The 19,910-nt window shown below is 43.6% G+C and carries 21 protein-coding genes and 1 tRNA gene; 15 read left to right on the forward strand and 7 right to left on the reverse strand.

Annotation, left to right across the window (positions count from 1 at the left end; translation table 11 throughout):
- Window positions 1–118 precede the first annotated feature (118 nt).
- Window positions 119–670 carry an N-acetylmuramoyl-L-alanine amidase family protein gene (locus CSV76_RS10755; protein WP_369823323.1) on the reverse strand — a complete coding sequence of 184 codons (552 nt, stop codon included), beginning with the start codon at window positions 668–670 and terminating at the stop codon, window positions 119–121.
- 202 nt (window positions 671–872) lie between these two features.
- Between CSV76_RS10755 and hprK the strand changes: the two genes are divergently transcribed.
- From hprK to CSV76_RS10815, 12 genes are all read left to right on the forward strand, one after another.
- Window positions 873–1,823: an HPr(Ser) kinase/phosphatase gene (gene hprK, locus CSV76_RS10760; protein WP_099625574.1), complete on the forward strand. Its 951-nt coding sequence runs from the start codon at window positions 873–875 to the stop codon at window positions 1,821–1,823.
- Between the two features lie 12 nt (window positions 1,824–1,835).
- Entirely contained in the window at window positions 1,836–2,645 is an 810-nt protein-coding gene (lgt, locus tag CSV76_RS10765) for a prolipoprotein diacylglyceryl transferase (RefSeq protein WP_085428996.1), read from the forward strand.
- Window positions 2,629–3,588, forward strand: a complete 960-nt coding sequence (locus tag CSV76_RS10770) for a nucleoside recognition domain-containing protein (RefSeq protein WP_085426973.1) — start codon at window positions 2,629–2,631, stop codon at window positions 3,586–3,588. The genes lgt and CSV76_RS10770 overlap by 17 nt, the downstream gene beginning before the upstream one ends.
- The gene (ppaX, locus tag CSV76_RS10775; protein ID WP_099625575.1) at window positions 3,581–4,237 is read left to right on the forward strand and encodes a pyrophosphatase PpaX; all 657 of its coding nucleotides are present in this window, start codon (window positions 3,581–3,583) and stop codon (window positions 4,235–4,237) included. The genes CSV76_RS10770 and ppaX overlap by 8 nt, the downstream gene beginning before the upstream one ends.
- Window positions 4,234–4,755 (forward strand): acyltransferase, encoded by a 522-nt coding sequence (locus tag CSV76_RS10780; RefSeq protein WP_099625576.1) that lies wholly within the window; start codon window positions 4,234–4,236, stop codon window positions 4,753–4,755. Before ppaX ends, CSV76_RS10780 begins: the two co-directional genes overlap by 4 nt.
- Window positions 4,756–4,843: 88 nt before the next feature.
- Window positions 4,844–6,367, forward strand: coding sequence for a tetratricopeptide repeat protein (locus CSV76_RS10785; protein WP_099625636.1), 1,524 nt, complete (start codon window positions 4,844–4,846; stop codon window positions 6,365–6,367).
- Window positions 6,368–6,516: 149 nt separating this feature from the next.
- Window positions 6,517–7,470, forward strand: coding sequence for a thioredoxin-disulfide reductase (gene trxB, locus CSV76_RS10790; protein WP_085426970.1), 954 nt, complete (start codon window positions 6,517–6,519; stop codon window positions 7,468–7,470).
- Between the two features lie 204 nt (window positions 7,471–7,674).
- A complete protein-coding gene (locus CSV76_RS10795; protein ID WP_085426969.1) occupies window positions 7,675–8,151 on the forward strand; it encodes an 8-oxo-dGTP diphosphatase in 477 nt (158 codons plus the stop codon).
- Between the two features lie 5 nt (window positions 8,152–8,156).
- Window positions 8,157–9,044, forward strand: a complete 888-nt coding sequence (gene rapZ / locus CSV76_RS10800) for an RNase adapter RapZ (RefSeq protein WP_085426968.1) — start codon at window positions 8,157–8,159, stop codon at window positions 9,042–9,044.
- Between the two features lie 22 nt (window positions 9,045–9,066).
- Window positions 9,067–10,014: a gluconeogenesis factor YvcK family protein gene (locus CSV76_RS10805; protein ID WP_099625637.1), complete on the forward strand. Its 948-nt coding sequence runs from the start codon at window positions 9,067–9,069 to the stop codon at window positions 10,012–10,014.
- Window positions 10,015–10,055: 41 nt separating this feature from the next.
- A complete protein-coding gene (gene whiA / locus CSV76_RS10810) occupies window positions 10,056–10,982 on the forward strand; it encodes a DNA-binding protein WhiA (RefSeq protein WP_085426967.1) in 927 nt (308 codons plus the stop codon).
- A 49-nt stretch (window positions 10,983–11,031) separates the two neighbouring features.
- Window positions 11,032–11,289, forward strand: coding sequence for an HPr family phosphocarrier protein (locus tag CSV76_RS10815; protein ID WP_085426966.1), 258 nt, complete (start codon window positions 11,032–11,034; stop codon window positions 11,287–11,289).
- A 418-nt stretch (window positions 11,290–11,707) separates the two neighbouring features.
- Here the strand turns inward: CSV76_RS10815 and clpP are convergent, their stop codons facing one another.
- Entirely contained in the window at window positions 11,708–12,304 is a 597-nt protein-coding gene (gene clpP / locus CSV76_RS10820; protein ID WP_085426964.1) for an ATP-dependent Clp endopeptidase proteolytic subunit ClpP, read from the reverse strand.
- A gap of 230 nt (window positions 12,305–12,534) precedes the next feature.
- On the opposite strand from clpP, the gene CSV76_RS10825 reads away from it, so the two are divergent.
- Window positions 12,535–12,606, forward strand: a tRNA-Arg gene (locus tag CSV76_RS10825).
- A 695-nt stretch (window positions 12,607–13,301) separates the two neighbouring features.
- Here CSV76_RS10825 and CSV76_RS10830 read toward each other — a convergent pair.
- The 5 genes from CSV76_RS10830 to CSV76_RS10850 all read right to left on the reverse strand — a co-directional run bounded on the left by CSV76_RS10830 (window position 13,302) and on the right by CSV76_RS10850 (window position 17,672).
- Window positions 13,302–14,594 carry an arsenic transporter gene (locus CSV76_RS10830; RefSeq protein WP_099625577.1) on the reverse strand — a complete coding sequence of 431 codons (1,293 nt, stop codon included), beginning with the start codon at window positions 14,592–14,594 and terminating at the stop codon, window positions 13,302–13,304.
- A complete protein-coding gene (locus CSV76_RS10835) occupies window positions 14,585–14,896 on the reverse strand; it encodes an ArsR/SmtB family transcription factor (RefSeq protein WP_085426958.1) in 312 nt (103 codons plus the stop codon). The genes CSV76_RS10830 and CSV76_RS10835 overlap by 10 nt, the downstream gene beginning before the upstream one ends.
- Before the next feature lie 133 nt (window positions 14,897–15,029).
- Complete coding sequence (locus CSV76_RS10840; protein WP_099625578.1) at window positions 15,030–16,001, reverse strand: metal ABC transporter solute-binding protein, Zn/Mn family; 972 nt, start codon at window positions 15,999–16,001, stop codon at window positions 15,030–15,032.
- Window positions 16,002–16,062: 61 nt separating this feature from the next.
- Window positions 16,063–16,932, reverse strand: coding sequence for a metal ABC transporter permease (locus CSV76_RS10845; RefSeq protein WP_099625579.1), 870 nt, complete (start codon window positions 16,930–16,932; stop codon window positions 16,063–16,065).
- Window positions 16,932–17,672: a metal ABC transporter ATP-binding protein gene (locus CSV76_RS10850; protein WP_099625580.1), complete on the reverse strand. Its 741-nt coding sequence runs from the start codon at window positions 17,670–17,672 to the stop codon at window positions 16,932–16,934. Before CSV76_RS10850 ends, CSV76_RS10845 begins: the two co-directional genes overlap by 1 nt.
- Window positions 17,673–18,077: 405 nt before the next feature.
- Here CSV76_RS10850 and CSV76_RS10855 point away from each other — a divergent pair, with 405 nt between their 5' ends.
- Both CSV76_RS10855 and CSV76_RS10860 read left to right on the forward strand, forming a co-directional pair.
- The gene (locus CSV76_RS10855; RefSeq protein ID WP_085426954.1) at window positions 18,078–18,656 is read left to right on the forward strand and encodes a LemA family protein; all 579 of its coding nucleotides are present in this window, start codon (window positions 18,078–18,080) and stop codon (window positions 18,654–18,656) included.
- Window positions 18,653–19,462, forward strand: a complete 810-nt coding sequence (locus tag CSV76_RS10860; RefSeq protein WP_099625581.1) for a TPM domain-containing protein — start codon at window positions 18,653–18,655, stop codon at window positions 19,460–19,462. The genes CSV76_RS10855 and CSV76_RS10860 overlap by 4 nt, the downstream gene beginning before the upstream one ends.
- The last annotated feature ends 448 nt before the right edge of the window (window positions 19,463–19,910 follow it).

Raw genomic sequence — 19,910 nt, forward strand, 5'->3', positions numbered from 1 at the left:
GTGCTCTAAGCCGGGTTTTATCGGCTCATAGAAATGGGTTGAGTGCTCTAAGCCACGCCGTATCCGCTCATAGCCTATCGCCCGCTACTTCCCTCCAGCCCCCCCACCCCAGCAACATTCACCGCCCATACTCCCAACACAAAACCCCAAAAGCAATTGCCCGTGCGCATTGGTGTTGATAGGCTTTGCTTTGCAATAACGTGGCTTCTGTCTGGTTCGACATGAAGCCGCACTCTACTAGAATTGCAGGCATATTGGTGTCGCGTAAGACTGCGAAGTTGGCTTTTTTTACGCCACGGTCGGGACGTTGGCAAGCGGAGATTAAGGATTTCTGCACGACTGAAGCGAGCGTTGCGGAACTTTTGCTGGCTTGTGGATAAATATATGTTTCAATTCCTTGTGCCGTGTGCCAGCCATTGCCGAATGCATTTGCGTGGATTGAGATAAATGCATCTGCTTTCATTTGATTCGCTGAAGTCGCTCGTTCGTTTAACGGCACGTCGCGTGAAGAGTCATGCGTATACTTCACTGTCAGACCTTCCTTCGTTAAAAGTCCACCAACAAGTGCAGCTACTGCCGAATTAAAATGATACTCACGAAGCTTTCCGTCAGGTGTGCGTTTACCGGGTGTATCCGGTCCATGACCCGCGTCGAGAATAATTAGTGTCAATTCTATCCACTCTCCTTTATCCTCTATATAGAGAAGACTTTTGAAAAGGATACAAAAAGGATGTATAGAACAAGGAGTAATCCATTTCTTTTCGTTTCCTTCATGGTAAAATGGGTTGAATGATAGCTACATAAGTAAAAAAAACGATGATTTAGCAATGACGTAAAGAGTTTATTCATTGTAGCAGAGAGTGAGGGATTTCATGGGTGAATTAACAGTAGAAGATATTATGAATCGTTTCGGATTGGAATTGATTGCTGGACACGAGGGCATTCATAAGCAAATTCTAATGAGTGATATTTCACGGCCAGGACTTGAGATGGCTGGTTATTTTGATTATTATCCTGCAGAACGTGTGCAGTTGATTGGACGTAAGGAGATGTCCTTCCTTGAAACTTTACCAGCTATCACGCGCAGAAAGCGTTTGGAGCGACTTTGTTCGAGCGATACGCCAGCGTTCATTATTGCTCATGGTGAAGAAGGTCCGAAAGAGTTGAGCCAGTTGGCAGGGGAGAAAAATATTCCTGTTTTGCGGACGGATTATAAGACGACTCAGTTTTCGGGTATGCTGACGAATTACTTGGTCGGACAACTCGCTCCGATGACGACAGTTCATGGCGTGCTTGTCGATGTGTATGGTGTCGGAGTATTAATCACGGGTGGCAGCGGAGTAGGGAAAAGTGAAACGGCGTTAGAGCTCATTAAAAAAGGGCATAGACTAGTAGCGGATGATTCGGTCGAGATTCGTCAAGTATCCGATAACATCTTGATTGGAACGTCACCGAAACTGTTGAAGCATATGTTGGAAATTCGCGGTGTCGGTATTATTGATTTGATGACGTTGTTCGGTGCGAGTTCGGTGAAAGATGATAAGCGTGTATTATTAGCGGTCGATTTAGAGATTTGGGATGATAAGAAGCATTATGATCGTCTTGGGATTGATGAAGAGAAAGTAGAAATTCTCGATTCGCAAATTACAAAATTGTCAGTTCCGGTAAGACCTGGGCGGAATATCGCAGTCATCATTGAAGTAGCTGCGATGGATTATCGAATGAAACGTCTTGGAATTAATGCTGCAGAAGAGTTTACTAAGCGTTTGGATCAAGCGATCGCAGACAATGCGGAACTATTAGAAGAAGAGGGGCGCGACTAAGTGAATGTATCCATGCTAGCGATTAACCCAGTCGCGATCAGTATTGGCAGCTTAGAAGTTCGCTGGTACGGTATTTTGATCGCGCTCGGAATTATTTTAGGGTTTATGATTGTACAAAGAGAAATGCTGAAGCGGGGAATGCACCCTGACTTACTAACGGATATGCTCATTTGGGCAATTCCTATTTCTATCATCAGTGCACGAATTTACTATGTTATTTTCACATGGGATTATTATCAGGATCATCCAGAGCAAATCATTCAAATTTGGAATGGTGGAATTGCGATCCATGGTGCGTTAATCGGTGCAGTCATTACAGCTGTGATTTTCTGTAGGAAGCGCGGCGTGTCGTTTTGGAAAGTTGCAGATATTACGGCACCTGGTTTATTGATTGGACAAATTATCGGACGCTGGGGGAACTTCATGAATCAGGAAGCTCATGGCGGACCGGTTTCAGAAGCGTTTAAAGAAAGTACGATCATTCCTGATTGGATTATGAATCAAATGACGATTGATGGGATCACGTATCACCCAACATTCTTGTATGAGTCGTTATGGAATGTAGTTGGACTCATTTTGATTTTAGTGATCCGAAGAATGCTGAAGATGAAACGTGGAGAAGTGTTCTTGTTTTACGTCATCTGGTACTCAATCGGCCGATTCTTCATTGAAGGAATGCGGACGGATAGTCTGTATGTGATCGGCAGTCTACGTGCAGCGCAGTTAGTATCTGTAGCAGGAGTTGTCATAGGGATCGCAATCTTGCTATATCGCAGGTATGTAATGAAAGTAAAAGAGAACTATAATGACAAACAAAAATAATATTGCGTTATCCAGTACGTTGAAAGACGGTTTGCAAGTTGGACTGAAAACGACATGGTCACTCGGTAAGATTATTTTCCCTATTACATTACTCGTGACCATCTTGCAGTTCACACCTATTTTACCTTGGCTTGTTCAATTAGTTGAACCTATTATGCATCTTTTCGGTTTACGCGGTGAAGCAGCCGTGCCGCTCGTGCTTGGGAACGCATTAAACTTATACGCTGGAATTGCTGGTATCATTTCATTGGAATTAACTGTTAAAGAAGTATTTATCATCGCTGTCATGATTAGTTTTGCGCATAATCTGTTCATTGAAACAGCTGTCGCCATAAAAGTAGGCGTTAAGCTATGGATGGTGCTCGTCGTACGGCTTGGATTGGCTGTGCTGGCGGGTGTACTCATTAATCTGTTTTGGACAGGTGGCAATGAAATCGCACAATACGGTCTGACACCGCAAGCGGAAGTCGTGCCAGAAGGATTTTTACAAATATTCTTGCTGGGACTTGAAAAGGCAGCATTTGGTGTGTTGCAACTGGCGTTGATCGTTATTCCGCTCATGTTGTTTGTGCAATATGTGAAAGACCGTAATTATTTGGAGCGTTTTTCGAATGGCTTGGCACCGTTTACGAAATTGATCGGTGTGAAGCCGAATGCGTCGATGACACTCGTTGCGGGATTATTGATTGGATTGGCATATGGTGCTGGGGTCATGATTCAGGCAGTGCAGGAAGACGGCGTATCAAAACGGGATATTACATTAGCGTTTATATTCTTGATGGCATGCCATGCGGTGATTGAGGATACACTATTATTCCTACCACTGGGTATACCAATTTGGCCATTATTGATCATTCGGCTTGTAACTGCCATTGTACTGACTATTTCAGTGAGTATTCTATGGAAGCAGCCGAAAGAGAAGGGGGAAGCTGTTATTGACTAATCAACCGATTACTACATTATTATTTGATTTTGATGGAACGCTTGCTGATACAAATGAATTAATACTCTCTTCTTTTGAACATGTCCTTGAGAAGCATTTCCCTGGACGTTTCGGACGGGAAGAGATGTTGCCGTTTATCGGACCTACGTTACATGATACGTTTTCCTCTATTGCGCCGGATATGACCGATCAATTGATCCATGAGTATCGTGAATGGAATTTAGCAAATCATGATGACTATGTAACGGAATTCGAAGGCGTGACAGACACGCTTCGCAAATTATATGATCTAGGCTTGAAGATGGCGGTCGTTTCGACGAAGAAGCGTGACATGGTAGAAAGAGGGGTCAATCTTCTTGGGATCACGCCTTATTTTGAAACGGTGATTGGACTGGATGATGTGACAAAGCCTAAACCGGATCCTGAACCATTATTACTTGCATTAGAACGTCTAGGGCGGACACCTGCTGAATCACTGATGATTGGCGATAACTTCCATGACATACTCGGTGGCCGAAATGCAGGAGTACGAACGGCGGCTGTTGCATGGGCGTTAAAAGGGGAAGAGTATTTGCAGACTTTCAAACCTGACTACATGTTGCAGCATATGTCCGATTTACTGAAAGTCACTGCGGGAATCAAATTATGAGACGCACCGAGCGGCATCCTTCCAAAGGAGATGCAAATTCACTTTGGCATATTTATCGGACGGTCTCGATTTTTAAAGTAGCTAAGAATTTCATCGTCATCCAGATTGCGCGGTACACTCCGTTTGTTTCATGGAAAAATGTTCTCTATCGATTGTTCTTGCGGATGAAAATCGGGAAGCATACGGCTTTCGCGCTGATGGTCGTGCCAGATGTCATGTTTCCGGAACGAATTTCTGTTGGTGAAAATTCCATCATTGGGTTTAATACGACGATTTTAGCGCATGAATATTTGATTGATGAATATCGAATTGGTGACGTGGAAATAGGTAATAATGTGCTGATTGGCGCCAATACGACGATTTTGCCAGGCATCAAAATAGGCGATGGTGCAATTGTTTCCGCTGCCTCACTCGTGAATAAGGATATTCCTGCTGGTACATTTGCTGGTGGAAACCCAGTGCGCATTATATATACTGCCGAACAAATGGCGGAACGTGCAGCGGGTGAAAGCAAATGAATGACGGGCTAAGTAGTTGTGGTATACTAGAGGATACATTGCAGGGGGACGTCAAGTGCGTTCCTCTTACTTTTTCGGAGGAGTTCGATTGAAAAACAACCAACGATTTATAAAAGATAAAATTATATCATTTTTGCCTGACGGTGATTTTTATCGTAAACGCGCTATGCAAGCTATGCAACGAGAACAATTTTCCGACGCTGAAAAATACTATAAACGTGCATTGGATCTAAATCCAGATGATGCACTGACACATATGGAATATGGTGTATTCATTATGGAAGTTGGACGTTTTGAAGACGCATATGAGCTGCTGCAAACGGCTGATGATCTAGATCCAAATAATGAAGAAACGACATTCTATTTAGCAGAAGTTCACGCACATTTAGGTTTATTACGTGAAGCGAAACAATATGCATTGAAGTATGTTGGTATGGCACCAGATGGCGTATTTGTGGAAGAAGCACATGAAATATCTGAGTTCGCTGATCAAGAAGAAATGTTCGTTGAAGAAGGCGAACAACTTGATGGCGCAGTAGTATTCATGCAAGAAAAAGCGCGACGTATGATGGAGCAAGGGGATTTTGAAGAAGCGATTGAAGTGCTAGAAGATTTGCTTGTGAATTATCCGAAAACATGGGCTGTCCATAATAATTTGGCGCTAGCGTATTTTTATATTGGTAAAGAGAAGCACGCAGAGGAAATTTTATATGATGTGTTGCGTGAAGAGAAAGGTAATATCCACGCGCTTTGCAACTTGGCTGTGTTCTTTTATTACAACCGAGATGAAGAGCGTCTGAAAAGCATGATGGAGCTTTTGTCGAAGATTAAACCTTATCAATTCGAGCAACGCTATAAACTGGGTGCGACGTTTGCGCTGACAGGTCGTTATGAGGAAGCGTATCACTGGCTCCGTAGTCTGCAGAAACGTGGATTTGAAGGGGATGTAGGGTATTACTTCTGGCTAGCGAATGCTGCTTATTTTACAGGTCATCGTAAAGTGGCGGAACAAGCTAATGAAGCCTTGCTGAAGCTGGATCCAACGAAAGAAGGGTTCGAACCTTGGAAATCACTGGACGAAGAGTTGGACGCGGATTCCTATGAAGAGGATGTACCGTTCTTGATCGAGAAAGTCTCAAATCCTTATCGCAGTGAGAGAATGTTCGGACTGTACTTGCTAGGTAAGTCCTCGCATTTACAAGAGATCCTTTCGCATCCAGGCTATATAGATGTTGAAAAGTTAAGTGCCGCAGAACAACTTTTCTTAGCGCACAGCTTAGAATATTCATTCAAGGCGAGCAATTCGTTTGAAAAAGCATTGAAAAAAGCTTTGGCGATTTGTGACGTATTGTATGAAGAGTATAAACCGCTGGATGAAGAAGGCGTACAGCTATTTCAAATGTGGTTTACGTTATGTGATAATGCACTGGAAAAGAAATATGCGTTCAGTAATGTAGATGCAATCGCTGCAGCTGTGGACTATATGTTCCAAACGGCGCATTTTGAAAAAGTCACAAAGAAGTCTATTGCAGAAAATTATAGCGTCTCTGTTGCAACACTTTCGAAGTATATTCAGGAACTGATCGAATTCTTGCCACAAACAAAGGACTAAGTATCAAACAGATGTTGCATTTAAGTTGATATTCAAGTGTATTTCTCGTACGATTTTATATAGCGATAGTTTTATCTGCGAGCCAGATAAAATCTTTGGTGAAGTCGATGAAAACCAAGGGATGCGTACTTTGAAGGAGGAAAATCACTATGACAATGGAAGAAAAGGTATATGACGTAATCGTAGTCGGAGCAGGACCAGCAGGGATGACAGCAGCTGTCTATACATCACGTGGAAATATGTCTACATTGATGCTAGAAAGAGGCTTGCCAGGCGGTCAAATGGCCAATACTGAAGAAATTGAGAACTATCCTGGATTTGAAAGTATTTTAGGTCCGGACATCTCAACTAAAATGTTCGATCATGCGAAACGTTTCGGAGCTGAGTATGCTTACGGGGACGTAACGAAAATCGAAGACGGCCGTGAATTCAAAACGGTTCATGTAGGCGAGAAGAGTTATAAAGCGCGTGCAGTTATTTTAACTACGGGTGCAGAATACCGCAAGATCGGTGTACCAGGTGAAGAAGAACTAACTGGCCGTGGCGTAAGTTATTGTGCGGTATGTGACGGAGCATTCTTCCGCAATAAAGATATCGTCGTTATTGGTGGCGGTGACTCTGCGGTAGAAGAAGGTTCATATTTAACGCGTTTTGCTAACAAGGTAACGATTATCCACCGTCGTGATACATTGCGTGCACAAAAAATCGTCCAAGAGCGTGCGTTTGCCAATGAAAAGATTGATTTCATTTGGAATTCAACGGTTAAGCAAGTGAATGAAAAAGACGGTAAGATTGGTTCCATTACGCTAGTTTCTACTGAAGACGGTTCTGAACGTGAAATGGAAACTGAAGGTATGTTCGTTTATATCGGATTGGACCCAATCACAGAACCTTTCAAAGATCTCGGCATTTTGGATGAAAACGGCTATATTGAAACAAATGACATTATGGAAACGAAAATTCCAGGTATCTTTGCAGCAGGCGATGTGCGCGAGAAGTTATTGCGTCAAGTCGTGACAGCTACAGGAGACGGAAGTATTGCAGCTCAAGCAGCTCAGAAGTACATTGAAGAGTTGATGGAGGAAGTAGAAGCGAAAGCATAAACGGGTCATGAATTCGTAACGTATATGTAATCGTCTTGCAATATAGATGGGGGATAATAGAAAGAAGAAAGACCCCCTTTTCATAATATAGCAACTTTGTGGCTATTTGCGGTATAAACTTCCGTGAATAGTCACCTTTTTTTATCGTTTTCATTGAAAGCATTGTATACTATAACTACATACTTGAAAAGTGGGGAACTACATATGCAAAAAATTGCTAATTTGCTCGTGGTGAAAGACGGTCAAGTCCTTTTACTGAAGAAGCCAAGACGCGGTTGGTATGTGGCACCGGGTGGAAAAATCGATGAAGGTGAGTCTGTTTATGAAGCAGCTAGTCGGGAGTTTCTTGAAGAAACCGGAGCGCACGCTATCGCACCACATTTAAAAGGCGTATATACGATGATGATCATGGATGATGAAGGGAAAGAATTACTGAATGAATGGTTGCTCTTCACATTTGTTGCCCATGATTATTCTGGAGAATTATTGAAGACCACCGTAGAAGGTGAACTGGAATGGCATCCACTGGACAGTTTGCATACATTGCCAATGGCAGAAGGAGACCGCAAGAATCTTCTCTTTGCTGTCAGTCAAAAAGGTACGCAGTATGGAACGTTCTATTATACAGAGCAATTCCGCTTCTTGCGGGAGTCGCTTCAACAATCGACGGAAGGTGAATAACATTTATGGATCAGCCACAAGCGGTAAATGAATATGAAGTCGTAATAATTACAGGTATGTCAGGTGCAGGTAAGACAGTCGCTATGCAATGCTTTGAAGATATGGGATTCTATTGCATAGACAATTTGCCGCCGGAACTATTTGTGACGTTCCTGGATTTGATGATGAAGTCGGATAATCAAATGAGACGGATTGCAGCCGTGATGGATACACGCGGTGGAAGTTTATTTGATTCTTTGATTGCGGCACTCGACGGATTATTCAAAATGGAAGATGTGAAAACAAGTTTGTTATTCTTGGATTCAGATGATGAAACACTTGTAAAACGCTATAAAGAAACACGCAGATCACACCCATTGTCTGAAGGTGGCGTGTTGCTCGAAGGAATTCGCAAAGAGCGTCATTTGCTAAAAGAATTAAAAGGACTTTCGCGTTCGATTATTGATACATCGAAATTAAAGCCAAAGCAATTACGCGAGAAAATCACACGTGAATTTTCTGAAGCGGGTGAGCCGAAATTTACATTGAATTTCGTGTCATTTGGATTTAAGCATGGTATGCCGATCGATGCAGATGTTGTATTCGACGTACGATTTTTACCGAATCCGTTCTATTTAGAAGAATTGCGTCCGTTGACAGGTTTGAATCATGAAGTATCAGATTACGTATTGAAATGGGCAGATACGAAAGAATTAATCGAAAAACTAACAGATTTATTCAAGTTCTTAATACCTCAGTATAAACAAGAAGGTAAAGGTCAAGCGGTCATTGCATTCGGCTGTACTGGCGGTCAACATCGTTCTGTTACACTTGCTGAATACTTTAAAGGTGTCTTTAAAGAGGACTACCCGACATACGTATCGCATCGGGATGTTGAAAAAAGAAAGGGTTGACATAAATATGCAATCCACTACTATGAAAAAAGTCGTTGTGTTCGGTGGCGGTACGGGGTTATCTACGATTCTTCGGGGATTAAAACGGCATCCGATTCAGTTGACAGCTATTGTCACGGTGGCGGATGATGGGGGCAGTTCGGGTCGTTTATTCGACCAGTACAATGTCCCGCCGCCCGGAGATATAAGACAGGTTATGGCAGCGCTTTCAGATGTCGAGCCGATGATTGAGAAAATGTTTCAACACCGTTTCGAAGGATCAGATGGTTTAAAGGGGCATTCTCTTGGGAACTTAATGCTTACCGCCCTCACGACCATCACTGGAGATTTTGCCCGTGCAGTCGAGCAGATGGGCGTTGTGCTGAATATAAAGGGGAAAGTATTACCTGCAGCAAATCAGCGAATTACCTTGCATGCAGAGCTTGAAGATGGTTCAATTATTACAGGTGAATCGAAAATTCCTCTCTATGGAAGAAAAATTCGTAATGTCTTCATCACGCCACAAGATGTAAAACCATTGCCAGAAACAGCCGATACGCTAAAAAATGCAGATTTAATCGTTTTTGGGCCGGGAAGCTTGTATACTAGTACTTTGCCAACTCTTTTAGTGCAGGATATTCGCGATGCGATTATCGAAAGCACCGCTAAAAAGGTATATGTCGGCAATTTAACTACGCAACGTGGTGAAACGTATCGCTACACCGCTTCTGAGCACGTGCAGGCACTCTATGACCATGCTGGAGCACCTTTCCTCGATGCGGTACTGGTGAATAATGCAGAAGCGTTCAGACGCACGCACAACCGCGATGAAAAAGAAGAGCCTTGGCTTGTGGAGAACGATTTAGAAAAACTGCAAGCGCTAGTACCCGAAGTATTTGTGCAGGAAATCGCGACAATTGTAGATGGAACGATTATGCATAAAACGACGGAAGTAGCAGACATGTTGATGCGCTATATAGAGAGAACGTAGAAGGCGGATAGATATGAAAATCGCCGAAGAGGGGGGATATCATGTCTTTTGCATCCAAAACGAAAAAAGAATTGACGCAGATTGAAGCGGATGATTGCTGTACGAAAGCTGAAATTGCAGCATTCATCCGTATGAATGGTGTCATGTCTTTTTCAAATAAACAACTGAGTCTCGACGTTCAAACAGAAAATGCCTCTATTGCGCGTCGTCTGTATTCGAACGTGAAGGCGCTATATCCGTATAAAGTGGAATTGCTTGTACGAAAAAAAATGCGTCTTAAGAAAAATAATGTATATATTTGCAGAATCCGTGACGGGGCCAAGCATTTATTGGTAGAATTATCGATTATGACGGATGATTTTCAAATGATCAATACGATCGATCCACAGCTAATTGAAAAAGACTGCTGTGCACGCGCGTACTTACGGGGAGCTTTCCTGGCAGGAGGTTCCGTTAATAACCCGGAGACGTCTTCTTATCACTTGGAAGTCTTCTCGAGCTATCAGGAACATAGTCAATCGCTTGTCGAGTTGATGAATCGTTTTCAATTGAATGCAAAGTCTATCGAGCGTAAAAAAGGATTTATCGCCTATCTGAAAGAAGCTGAAAAGATATCCGATTTCCTAGGCATCATCGGCGCACATGTATCCCTTATGAAGTTTGAGGATGTACGGATCATGCGCGATATGCGAAACAGTGTGAATCGATTGGTGAATTGTGAAACGGCCAATCTGAATAAAACAATCGGAGCGGCACAAAGACAAGTTGAAAATATTAAGTTGATTGAGCGCACGATTGGTTTGGATCAATTACCAGAACGTTTGCAAGAGATTGCTCAATTACGTGTTGCGCATCAAGATGTGACATTGAAAGAGCTAGGCGAGCTGGTGACGGGTGCAACGGTCAGTAAGTCGGGAGTCAATCATAGACTGCGTAAAATTGAAGAAATTGCAGATCGGTTACGTTGAAATTACTAGTAGATCCTTCATGAGAAGAGGAAGAAAAGGAGCACACAATATGGTAGAAAAAACAGTAATAGTAGGAATTAAGCCTGGTTTGCAAGCGCGACAGGCAGCGTTGTTTGTACAGGAGGCCAATAAGTATACGGCTGATATTTATTTGAAGAAGGATAGTCGTCAGGTGAATGCGAAGAGCATTATGGGGATTATGAGTTTGGCGATTGCGAAGGGGACGGAGATCACGTTGATTACGGACGGGATTGATGAGGATTTGGCCCTTCAGAATTTGGCTGATTTAGTCGAAGTGGAGCAGTGAGTTGGATATGGGTGGCGATGACCTTTTGAGGTTTCGTCATCTTTTTTTGTTCTGACTTAATAAGGGGGTACGTGGAGAAGCCGTTGGTCTCCGTTCCAGGCGGACGCTTTCCTGCGGGCATGGCTTGAGCCTCCTCGTCCGCTTCGCTACCTGCGGGGTCTCAAGGCTCATGCTATTCCCGCGGGAGTCGCCGCCTTCCACTACGACCAACTGGTGTCTCTTTTTGGAGTTAGAACGCTGATACATTTGTGTTGTGAAGATTAAACCAAAATCAAAACCAAAATAAACCCAAACCCGAACTCAAACTCAAACTCAAACTCAAACTCAAACTCAAACTCAAACTCAAACTCATATAAAAACACAAAATAAAAAGGTTGTCGCGGAAGGCCTTTTGGCTTTCTGCGACAACCTGTAGTTGTTATTTCTTTTCGATTTCGTTGCGTTCTAGAACGTGGTCGATTAGGCCGTATTCTTTTGCGCGTTCGGCAGTCATGAAGTTATCGCGGTCTGTGTCTTTTGCGATGACGTCGATTGGCTGGCCAGTGCGATCTGCTAGGATTTGGTTTAGTTTTTCGCGTAGGTGCAAGATGCGTTTTGCGGCAATTTCGATTTCAGTTGCCTGACCTTGTGCGCCACCTAGTGGTTGGTGAATCATGACTTCTGCGTTTGGCAATGCGTAGCGTTTGCCTTCTGTACCGGCTGTTAGCAAGAATGCACCCATTGATGCTGCCATGCCTACACAGATTGTGCGGATGTCTGGTTTGATGTATTGCATAGTATCGTAGATCGCCATACCTGCTGTAATGCTTCCACCTGGGCTGTTAATGTAGATCGAGATGTCTTTTTCTGGATCTTCAGCTTCTAGGAAGAGCAATTGTGCAACGATAGAGTTGGCTACGTTGTCGTCAATGCCGCTACCCAACATGATAATACGGTCTTTCAATAGACGAGAGTAAATGTCGTACGCTCTCTCACCACGGTTTGTTTGTTCAATAACTGTAGGAATTAGATTCAATTAGACTTCCTCCTTTAATTACTTCATAATATTCGTTCGGTTGAAATCAGTTTGTATTTCAACTATAACTGTATTTTACCTATTAAGGTCAACAAAGGTCAAATCATTTGCCTTAAAAATACACATTGCTTTTCATTATATTCTAAGATACAATGGAAGATGTCTCTTACAGAAGAAAAGTTCTTTCTGTAGTGGAGTTATCATAGCTAAAGCTTGATCATACATGTTTCGTCCTCGTGGTGCAATGGATAGCACGTGAGCCTCCGAAGCTCAAAATGTGGGTTCGACTCCCGCCGAGGGCATCATAGTAAAGCGTTTGAACAGTTCGCATGTAGCGATTATGTTCAAACGCTTTTTTGTGTTGTCAATCAGACTACCCGAAACGACATCATGCTATTCATTTTCCCCTAATAGAACTTCTTTTAAACTTGTTTTTATGTTGGGGTTAAGTTGAAAGGTTAACGTGAATGGAAATGAGAGTTAGGTAGTGTTGGCATGGGGATGGAAGCTCCAGTTGGGGACGCTTTTCGAAGGGCGTGGCTTGATCCGCTTCCCTCGCTTTCAGCTCAGTCCAGGGTCTCAAGGCGCACGCTGATGCTCCCGGAGTCGCCCCAACTTCCGCTTCCAACCTTACATTGATAGTGCAATTATTTAGATCACTCACTGTAGATAGTATGTGAATTATTGTTTTGTCTTAACTTCTTTAGGTACAAGTACTGAAGTTCAAAACCTATTACAACACTAACTTTAATGAACAACAAAAGGTATCACCCACTTACATTGCAAGGAATTGGCGCGTAGGAGGGGCGACTCCCAGAGGATCAGCTCGACAGGAGAGACAACCAAGGGAGCTTGCGACTGGTTGGCTCACCGCGAGCCCTCTAGGAAAGCGTCCCCTCCGTAGCGCCAATTCCCGCCCCTAACCTTTGCCAGTTTCATGATTTCAACCTATCTTGTATCAAAGTCGCACCAGATTATAATTCCCCTCTCACTACCTTCAAGAAACCGTCAGCCACCACCATAACCCAGTCAACGTGATCAACAGCGTAGGCACGGTCAGAACTACTCCTACTTTGAAGTAATAGCCCCATGAAATACGTACGCCCTTTAGGGACAGTACGTGCAGCCACAGCAGCGTCGCAAGTGAGCCGATAGGTGTCATTTTGGGACCGAGGTCTGATCCAATAACGTTTGCGTAGATCAATGCCTCGCGCACATCTGGTGGAACTGCAGCGTCTTGAATGGCTAATGCGTCAATCATAACGGTCGGCATATTATTCATAACCGACGACAGAATTGCGGCAATGAAGCCCATGCCGATCGTTGCGGCATACAAACCATGTCCAGCCGTCCACTCGATCAATCCTGTCAATACAGACGTCAGTCCTACGTTGCGCAGACCGTAGACGACTACGTACATTCCGATTGAGAAGAACACGACTGCCCAAGGTGCGCCTTTGATTACGGTTTTGGTTTCTACTGCATCGCTCGTTCTCGCGATCAATAAGAATACAATCGCAATCGAACCGGCAATGAAGGAGACGGGTAATCCAATTGATTCGCTAATGAAGTAGCCAACGAGTAGGGTGCCGAGTACGACAAATGAAATCCGAAACATTTTGTGATCTCGAATGGCGCTAGCGGGTGTGCGCAGCAACTTTTCATCAAAACGTTTTGGAATGGATTTCCGGAAATAGATAAACAGCACGAGAATGCTTGCGCCGAGACTGAAGAAGTTCGGAATGATCATCCGGCTTGCGTATTCGGCAAAACCGATACCGAAGAAGTCGGCAGAGACGATGTTTACGAGATTGCTGACAACGAGAGGCAGCGACGTGGTGTCCGCAATGAATCCCGATGCCATGACAAAGGGGAGAATCATCTTCTCTTTGAAATCAAGCGCACGCACCATCGCAAGAACAATTGGCGTTAGGATCAAAGCTGCGCCATCATTCGCAAATAAAGCCGATACACCGGCGCCGAGTAGGATGACTAGCAAGAACATCCTGACGCCACTTCCTTTGGCAAAACGCGCCATATGTAAAGCGGACCATTCGAAAAATCCGATTTCATCCAAAATTAACGAAATAATAATTAGAGCGACAAATGTTAATGTAGCATTCCAAACAATCGCTGTTACGTCGATTACGTCAGTGAAACTGACGACGCCAGCCAGTAGCGCAAGAAGTGCACCGGCAATTGCGGACCAGCCGATTGATAAGTTTCGTGGTTGCCAAATGACGAAAATGAGCGTGAGTAGAAAAATCGAACTCGCTACTATTATTTGCATCGACTCTCCTCCTGTCGATCAATAGAAGGAACCGGTAATAACTTCAATAATTTGAGCAGTAAAGAATAGTGGGGATGGCTCGTATTGAGTGACCAGTATACCCAACGTCCGCGCCGTTCATCGCATACGATTTCGTCAGTTTTTAGTCTGCGCATATGCTGACTGACAGCGGGCTGCGAAATATCGAGTAAAGGCTGTACATCACAAATACATAAAGGTCTGTTTTCTAATGCTTTCAATAACTGTAAACGGGATTGGTCCCCGATAGTTTTTAAATACCTTTCCATTTGTTCGGGATTCATATAATTCTCCTTTATTCTTTAGTACAACTATCATATAAGCACGGACTTATATATACAATACTTTTTATAAACAAAAAAGGAAGCCACAGGGGAGTGTGACTTCCTTTTTGTATTAGGTCGGTTGACCGTGAGTTTATCGTTCTTTGCTCAACTCGTCATGAATTAGATCCATATTATACGTTAAATATTTTACATACGTATCGACTTCGTCACCAGGGTTACCAATTTCGTCAGAGTAGATCGGCTTTTCAGCAATAGGTACGCCGGTCTCTTCGGAAACAGTTTCCATTGGACGAGTATCCACGTTGGATTCTACGAATAACACAGGAACTTTGTGATCTTTAATATACTGAACAAGTTCTTTGATTTGTTTAGGAGAACCGTTCTCTTCTGTATCAATTTCCCAAATGAAAGCTTCTTTCAAACCGTAGTGGTCGTTCAAGTATTGGAATGCACGTTCACTTGTTATAAGCACGCGATTTTCTTCAGGAACTGTAGAAATGCGCTCTGCGAATTCGTCGTCAAGCTCTTGTAGGCGTAGAACATACTTGTCGCCTTGCTCTTGGATTTGTTCGCTATGTGTTGGGTGTTTTTCAATCAAAGCATCACGTATAGCTTCTGCCATTTTCACTCCAACAGCAGGATCAATGAACGCGTGTGGGTTGATTTCTTCTTCACGCCCATCATCGCCACCAAGATACTTAGGCTCAACATTTTCAGTCAAGCTGTAGATGTTTTCGTCTTTCTGTCCAACGGAATCCATCATCTTGAAGAACCAACCTTTTTCTCCGCCTTCAAGGTTTAAGCCGTTGTAGAATAAAACGTCCGCATCTGTTGCGGCTTTAATATCATTTGGCAATGGTTCATATTCGTGGGGATCCGTTCCAGTGGGTACTAGGTTATAAACCTCCACATAGTCTCCGCCAATTTCACGTGCCATATCTGCAATGATAGTAAACGATGTAACGACTTTCAACTTGTCACCCGTTTCCGCTGCTTTGTCGCCGTCTTCTGCGCCTTGCTTGCCTTTATCGTCATTGCCGCACGCTGCTAACATAAATACAGCGAGCAATGACAATGTCAGCCACTTTGCTAAGTTCTTCATGTAATCGTTTCTACTCCTTTATGGATAATAAATTTATATTTCCGCCGCAGCGGTTGAATCTTTAATTTGTAGCATTTGTAATCGCTTTGCGTTTCGCTCTTGAACGGATCTTGCTGACGATAATCCCTTGCTTAGGGGAGAATAGGAATGCCAAGATGAATATTCCTGTCGCTGCCAACGCGATAACTGGTCCTGACGGCATATTGTATAAGAAACTGAAGTACAGACCAATAATAGAAGATACTGCACCGAAGAATGCTGCGAGTACGACCATGATCGATAGGCGATTCGTTAACAGATACGCTGTGGAAGCGGGCGTAATCAACAATGAAACGACCAAAATCACGCCAACTGTCTGTAAGGAAGCGACTGTAACCAATGTCAGTAAAAACATAATTGTATAATGGATAAGCTGCGTTTTTAAACCGTATGCTGCAGCCATCGTTTCATCAAAACTGGAAACGAGTAGTTCTTTGAAGAACAACACAACGACTAGAATAACGACAGATCCGATAATCAATGTCAGCCACATATCCGATGTGCGGACAGACAAGACGTTACCGAATAAAATTTGCGTTAGATCGGTCGCACTTTTTGCCCGAGTAATTAAGATAATCCCGAGTGCGAAAAATGCGGAGAAGACAATTCCGATCGACGAGTCATTTTTAATTCGACTATTTTGAGAAATGGCTCCAATACCGAATGCGGTCAGAACGCCCGTCAACACAGCACCGTAGAAATAGTTGATACCGAGCATATAGGAAATGGCAATTCCCGGTAGAACCGCGTGGGAAATCGCATCTCCCATTAGTGCCATCCCGCGAAGAACGATAAAACTACCGATGACGCCGCAGATGACGCCGACCATAACGGAAGTGATCAACGCTTTTTGCAAGAAGCTATAGGTCATTAAATCTTGAATAAACTCCATTACATAGTAACCTCCAAGCCGTCGATCATAAATTCACGATTGTATGCTTTCGTCATATTGCCCGACTGGAAGACTTTACTAGTAGGGCCTGCATCAATTAACTCTTTATTGATAAGAATCAACTCGTCAAAATAACTTTTTACTTTTGATAAATCATGGTGAACAACGAAAATCACTTTACCGGCTGCTTGCAATTCGCGTAAGATCCCGATAATGATTTCTTCACTGGATACGTCAATTCCGACGAATGGTTCATCGAGGAAGAAATAATCTGCTTTTTGAGCGAGCGCACGTGCAAGGAACACACGCTGTTGCTGTCCGCCTGAAAGTTCACCAATCTGACGGTTTGCGAAGCTTTCCATGCCGACTTGCTTCAAACATTCCATAGCGAATTCTTTATCCGCTTTACGAGGACGTCTAAGTATACCGGTTCTTGGGTAGGTACCCAGTAAGACCGTGTCTTTTACGATGATCGGAAAGTTCCAGTCGATATTGGAACGCTGTGGAACATAAGCAATTTGTTTACGCATGGAATTCACAGTCTGGCTACCGATTTTCACGTCTCCATGATCTTTGTGGATCAAGCCGAGCATCGCTTTCAGTAACGTGGATTTACCCGCGCCGTTTGGTCCAAGCACACCAATCAAACTGCCAGCTCCAAATGAAAAAGATACATCCTTTACGACTTCATTGCCGTCATATGAAACACTAATATGTTTAACTGTTATCGGTTCGATCATACTGTATCCTCCTTCTTTCCCTCGTGCAACTTTTACGCAAAAAATAAAGCACTATTATATATGACTTGAGTAGAATTGTAGTTAATTTATTTATTAATATAAAGCAATAGTTTCCTTCACGCAACTCTAATGCATGATTAGGACTATATTCTTTCCCTCGTGCAACTTTAATAGTATAACTTACTAAAAATAATCTGTAAAGAGCTAATTGAAAATAAATTCCAAGCCGTATCAATGATTGTAGTGAGAAACGAATCATATTTAAAGTAGTCTATGCTTATAAATGAAAGTGAAACTAGACATACACCCAACTACTACCAGTTAATTAATTTCAACTGTAAGTTTGGGGAGTGAAAGAATAAGGGTAAGGATATACTAAAGAGATAAGGAAAGGAGTAGTGATCTATGAAGAAATTAGCTGGTCCGCTTATAGCCATTATAGTACTAGTTGTCATAGCTGCGATTATGATCGTACCTTCGTATAATAAGTTAGTGAACTTAGAAGAAGACGTAGATCAATCATATGCACAAATCGAAACGCAACTACAACGAAGAGTAGATTTAATCCCGAATTTGGTCAATACGGTAAAAGGATATGCCTCACATGAAAAAGAGGTGCTCGAAAACATTGCCAACGCACGTAGTAAAATGGCCGGAGCACAAGGTCCTGAAGAACAAGCAGCAGCAGATTCAGAACTATCGAGTGCATTGAGTCGTTTACTAGTCGTGGTCGAGAACTATCCAGATTTAAAAGCGAATCAAAACTTCCAGCAGTTAATGGATGAACTAGCCGGTACGGAAAACAGAATCGCCGTTGCACGTAAAGATTATAACGACGTCGTTTCAGTCTTCAATAGAACAGTAAAACGTTTCCCAGGCAAGATTGTCGCTTCCATCTTCGGATTCGATGAAAAAGAATACTTCAAAGCGGTCGAAGGGGCGCAACAACCGCCATCAGTCGATTTTGGGGATGACAAGAAGTGATCAACCGTTTCTGCATGTTCCTCGTAGCCATACTAGTTGCCCTTACTAGTACTACGACAGCCCATGCGATTACGGATGTGGTGGTAGATGATGCAAATATTTTATCACCTGAACAAGAATCAGAAATAGAGCAATACGGTATAAGATTACAAGCAGCGACAAAAGCTGAACTTGCGGTACGTACAGTATATTCACTTGAAGGCGAGCCTGTAGAGGATTATGCATTACGGACATTTCGTGAATTGAAATTAGGCGATAGCAAGCTAGAAAACGGTGCGTTGCTAGTCGTTTCTACTGAGAAAGACGAAGCGCAAGGAATAGACCGTGAATTTTATTTGCTCACTGGCTACGGTCTAGAAGGAGCACTGCCTGACGGTAAAGTAGGACGTTTCATTGATGAACTGGCCATGCCATATTTACGAAATGAACAACCAGACCTCGCGATTATGGAAGCGTATAAAGCATTCTACAATGAAATCGCAGCAGAATATGGTTTGAATGGCGACGACTTACCCGTCACGTATCTTGAAGGTGGAAGTGACGACGGAGATGTAGGAATGCCGAACTTCTTCATCATTGTCATCGTCCTCTACATTCTCTTCCGACTCTTCTTCGGAGGCGGAGGAAGAGGTGGCAGAGGAGGCGGCGGTCCACGCGGTCGATCTAGCGGCGGCCCAATATTCTTCCCAGGCTCCGGTGGCGGCTTCGGTGGAGGTTTCGGAGGTGGAAGCAGCGGCGGCGGAGGCTTTGGTGGCTTCGGCGGCGGTGGTTCCAGTGGCGGAGGCGGCGCCGGCAGAAGCTGGTAAGCCTTTAAAAGTGACGATAACTCGTTTGACGAGTTGTCGTCACTTTTTTGATTGTGGAGGAGTTTCGCTAAGCCCGCGGCACGACATTCCGTTCTCTACGAATACTATGTGCCGCGCCATCTTTCTGCACTTGACCTGATCGCTACGCTGTAACTGGTTGCTCTGGCTGCTCGAGGCTCAATGAATCGCGTTGACCGCTCTATGTCTTCCCGTGAACGCTCTATCGACGAAGTTATTCGCTCTATCACGCCACGTATCCGATCATAGCCATACGCCATCCGCTCTATCGGGCCACGCAACCGCTCTAAGCCCGCGGCACGACATTCCGTTCTCTACGAATTCTATGTGCCGCGCCATCTCTCTTTCCGCACTTGACCTGATCGCTGTGCTCTAACTGGCTGCGCTGGCTGCTCGCGGCTCAATGAATCGCGTTGACCGCTCTATGCCT

It is taken from the genome of Sporosarcina sp. P17b (assembly GCF_002743115.1).
Taxonomy (GTDB): domain Bacteria; phylum Bacillota; class Bacilli; order Bacillales_A; family Planococcaceae; genus Sporosarcina; species Sporosarcina ureae_C.

Bases quoted from the DNA above. Each gene is read 5' to 3' on its own strand.
- hprK (WP_099625574.1), top strand. From the start codon at position 873: ATGGGTGAATTAACAGTAGAAGATATTATGAATCGTTTCGGATTGGAA.
- lgt (WP_085428996.1), top strand. From the start codon at position 1,836: ATGCTAGCGATTAACCCAGTCGCGATCAGTATTGGCAGCTTAGAAGTT.
- CSV76_RS10770 (WP_085426973.1), top strand. From the start codon at position 2,629: ATGACAAACAAAAATAATATTGCGTTATCCAGTACGTTGAAAGACGGT.
- CSV76_RS10780 (WP_099625576.1), top strand. From the start codon at position 4,234: ATGAGACGCACCGAGCGGCATCCTTCCAAAGGAGATGCAAATTCACTT.
- trxB (WP_085426970.1), top strand. From the start codon at position 6,517: ATGACAATGGAAGAAAAGGTATATGACGTAATCGTAGTCGGAGCAGGA.
- CSV76_RS10795 (WP_085426969.1), top strand. From the start codon at position 7,675: ATGCAAAAAATTGCTAATTTGCTCGTGGTGAAAGACGGTCAAGTCCTT.
- rapZ (WP_085426968.1), top strand. From the start codon at position 8,157: ATGGATCAGCCACAAGCGGTAAATGAATATGAAGTCGTAATAATTACA.
- CSV76_RS10805 (WP_099625637.1), top strand. From the start codon at position 9,067: ATGAAAAAAGTCGTTGTGTTCGGTGGCGGTACGGGGTTATCTACGATT.
- whiA (WP_085426967.1), top strand. From the start codon at position 10,056: ATGTCTTTTGCATCCAAAACGAAAAAAGAATTGACGCAGATTGAAGCG.
- CSV76_RS10815 (WP_085426966.1), top strand. From the start codon at position 11,032: ATGGTAGAAAAAACAGTAATAGTAGGAATTAAGCCTGGTTTGCAAGCG.
- CSV76_RS10830 (WP_099625577.1), bottom strand. From the start codon at position 14,594: ATGCAAATAATAGTAGCGAGTTCGATTTTTCTACTCACGCTCATTTTC.
- CSV76_RS10835 (WP_085426958.1), bottom strand. From the start codon at position 14,896: ATGAATCCCGAACAAATGGAAAGGTATTTAAAAACTATCGGGGACCAA.
- CSV76_RS10840 (WP_099625578.1), bottom strand. From the start codon at position 16,001: ATGAAGAACTTAGCAAAGTGGCTGACATTGTCATTGCTCGCTGTATTT.
- CSV76_RS10845 (WP_099625579.1), bottom strand. From the start codon at position 16,932: ATGGAGTTTATTCAAGATTTAATGACCTATAGCTTCTTGCAAAAAGCG.
- CSV76_RS10850 (WP_099625580.1), bottom strand. From the start codon at position 17,672: ATGATCGAACCGATAACAGTTAAACATATTAGTGTTTCATATGACGGC.
- CSV76_RS10855 (WP_085426954.1), top strand. From the start codon at position 18,078: ATGAAGAAATTAGCTGGTCCGCTTATAGCCATTATAGTACTAGTTGTC.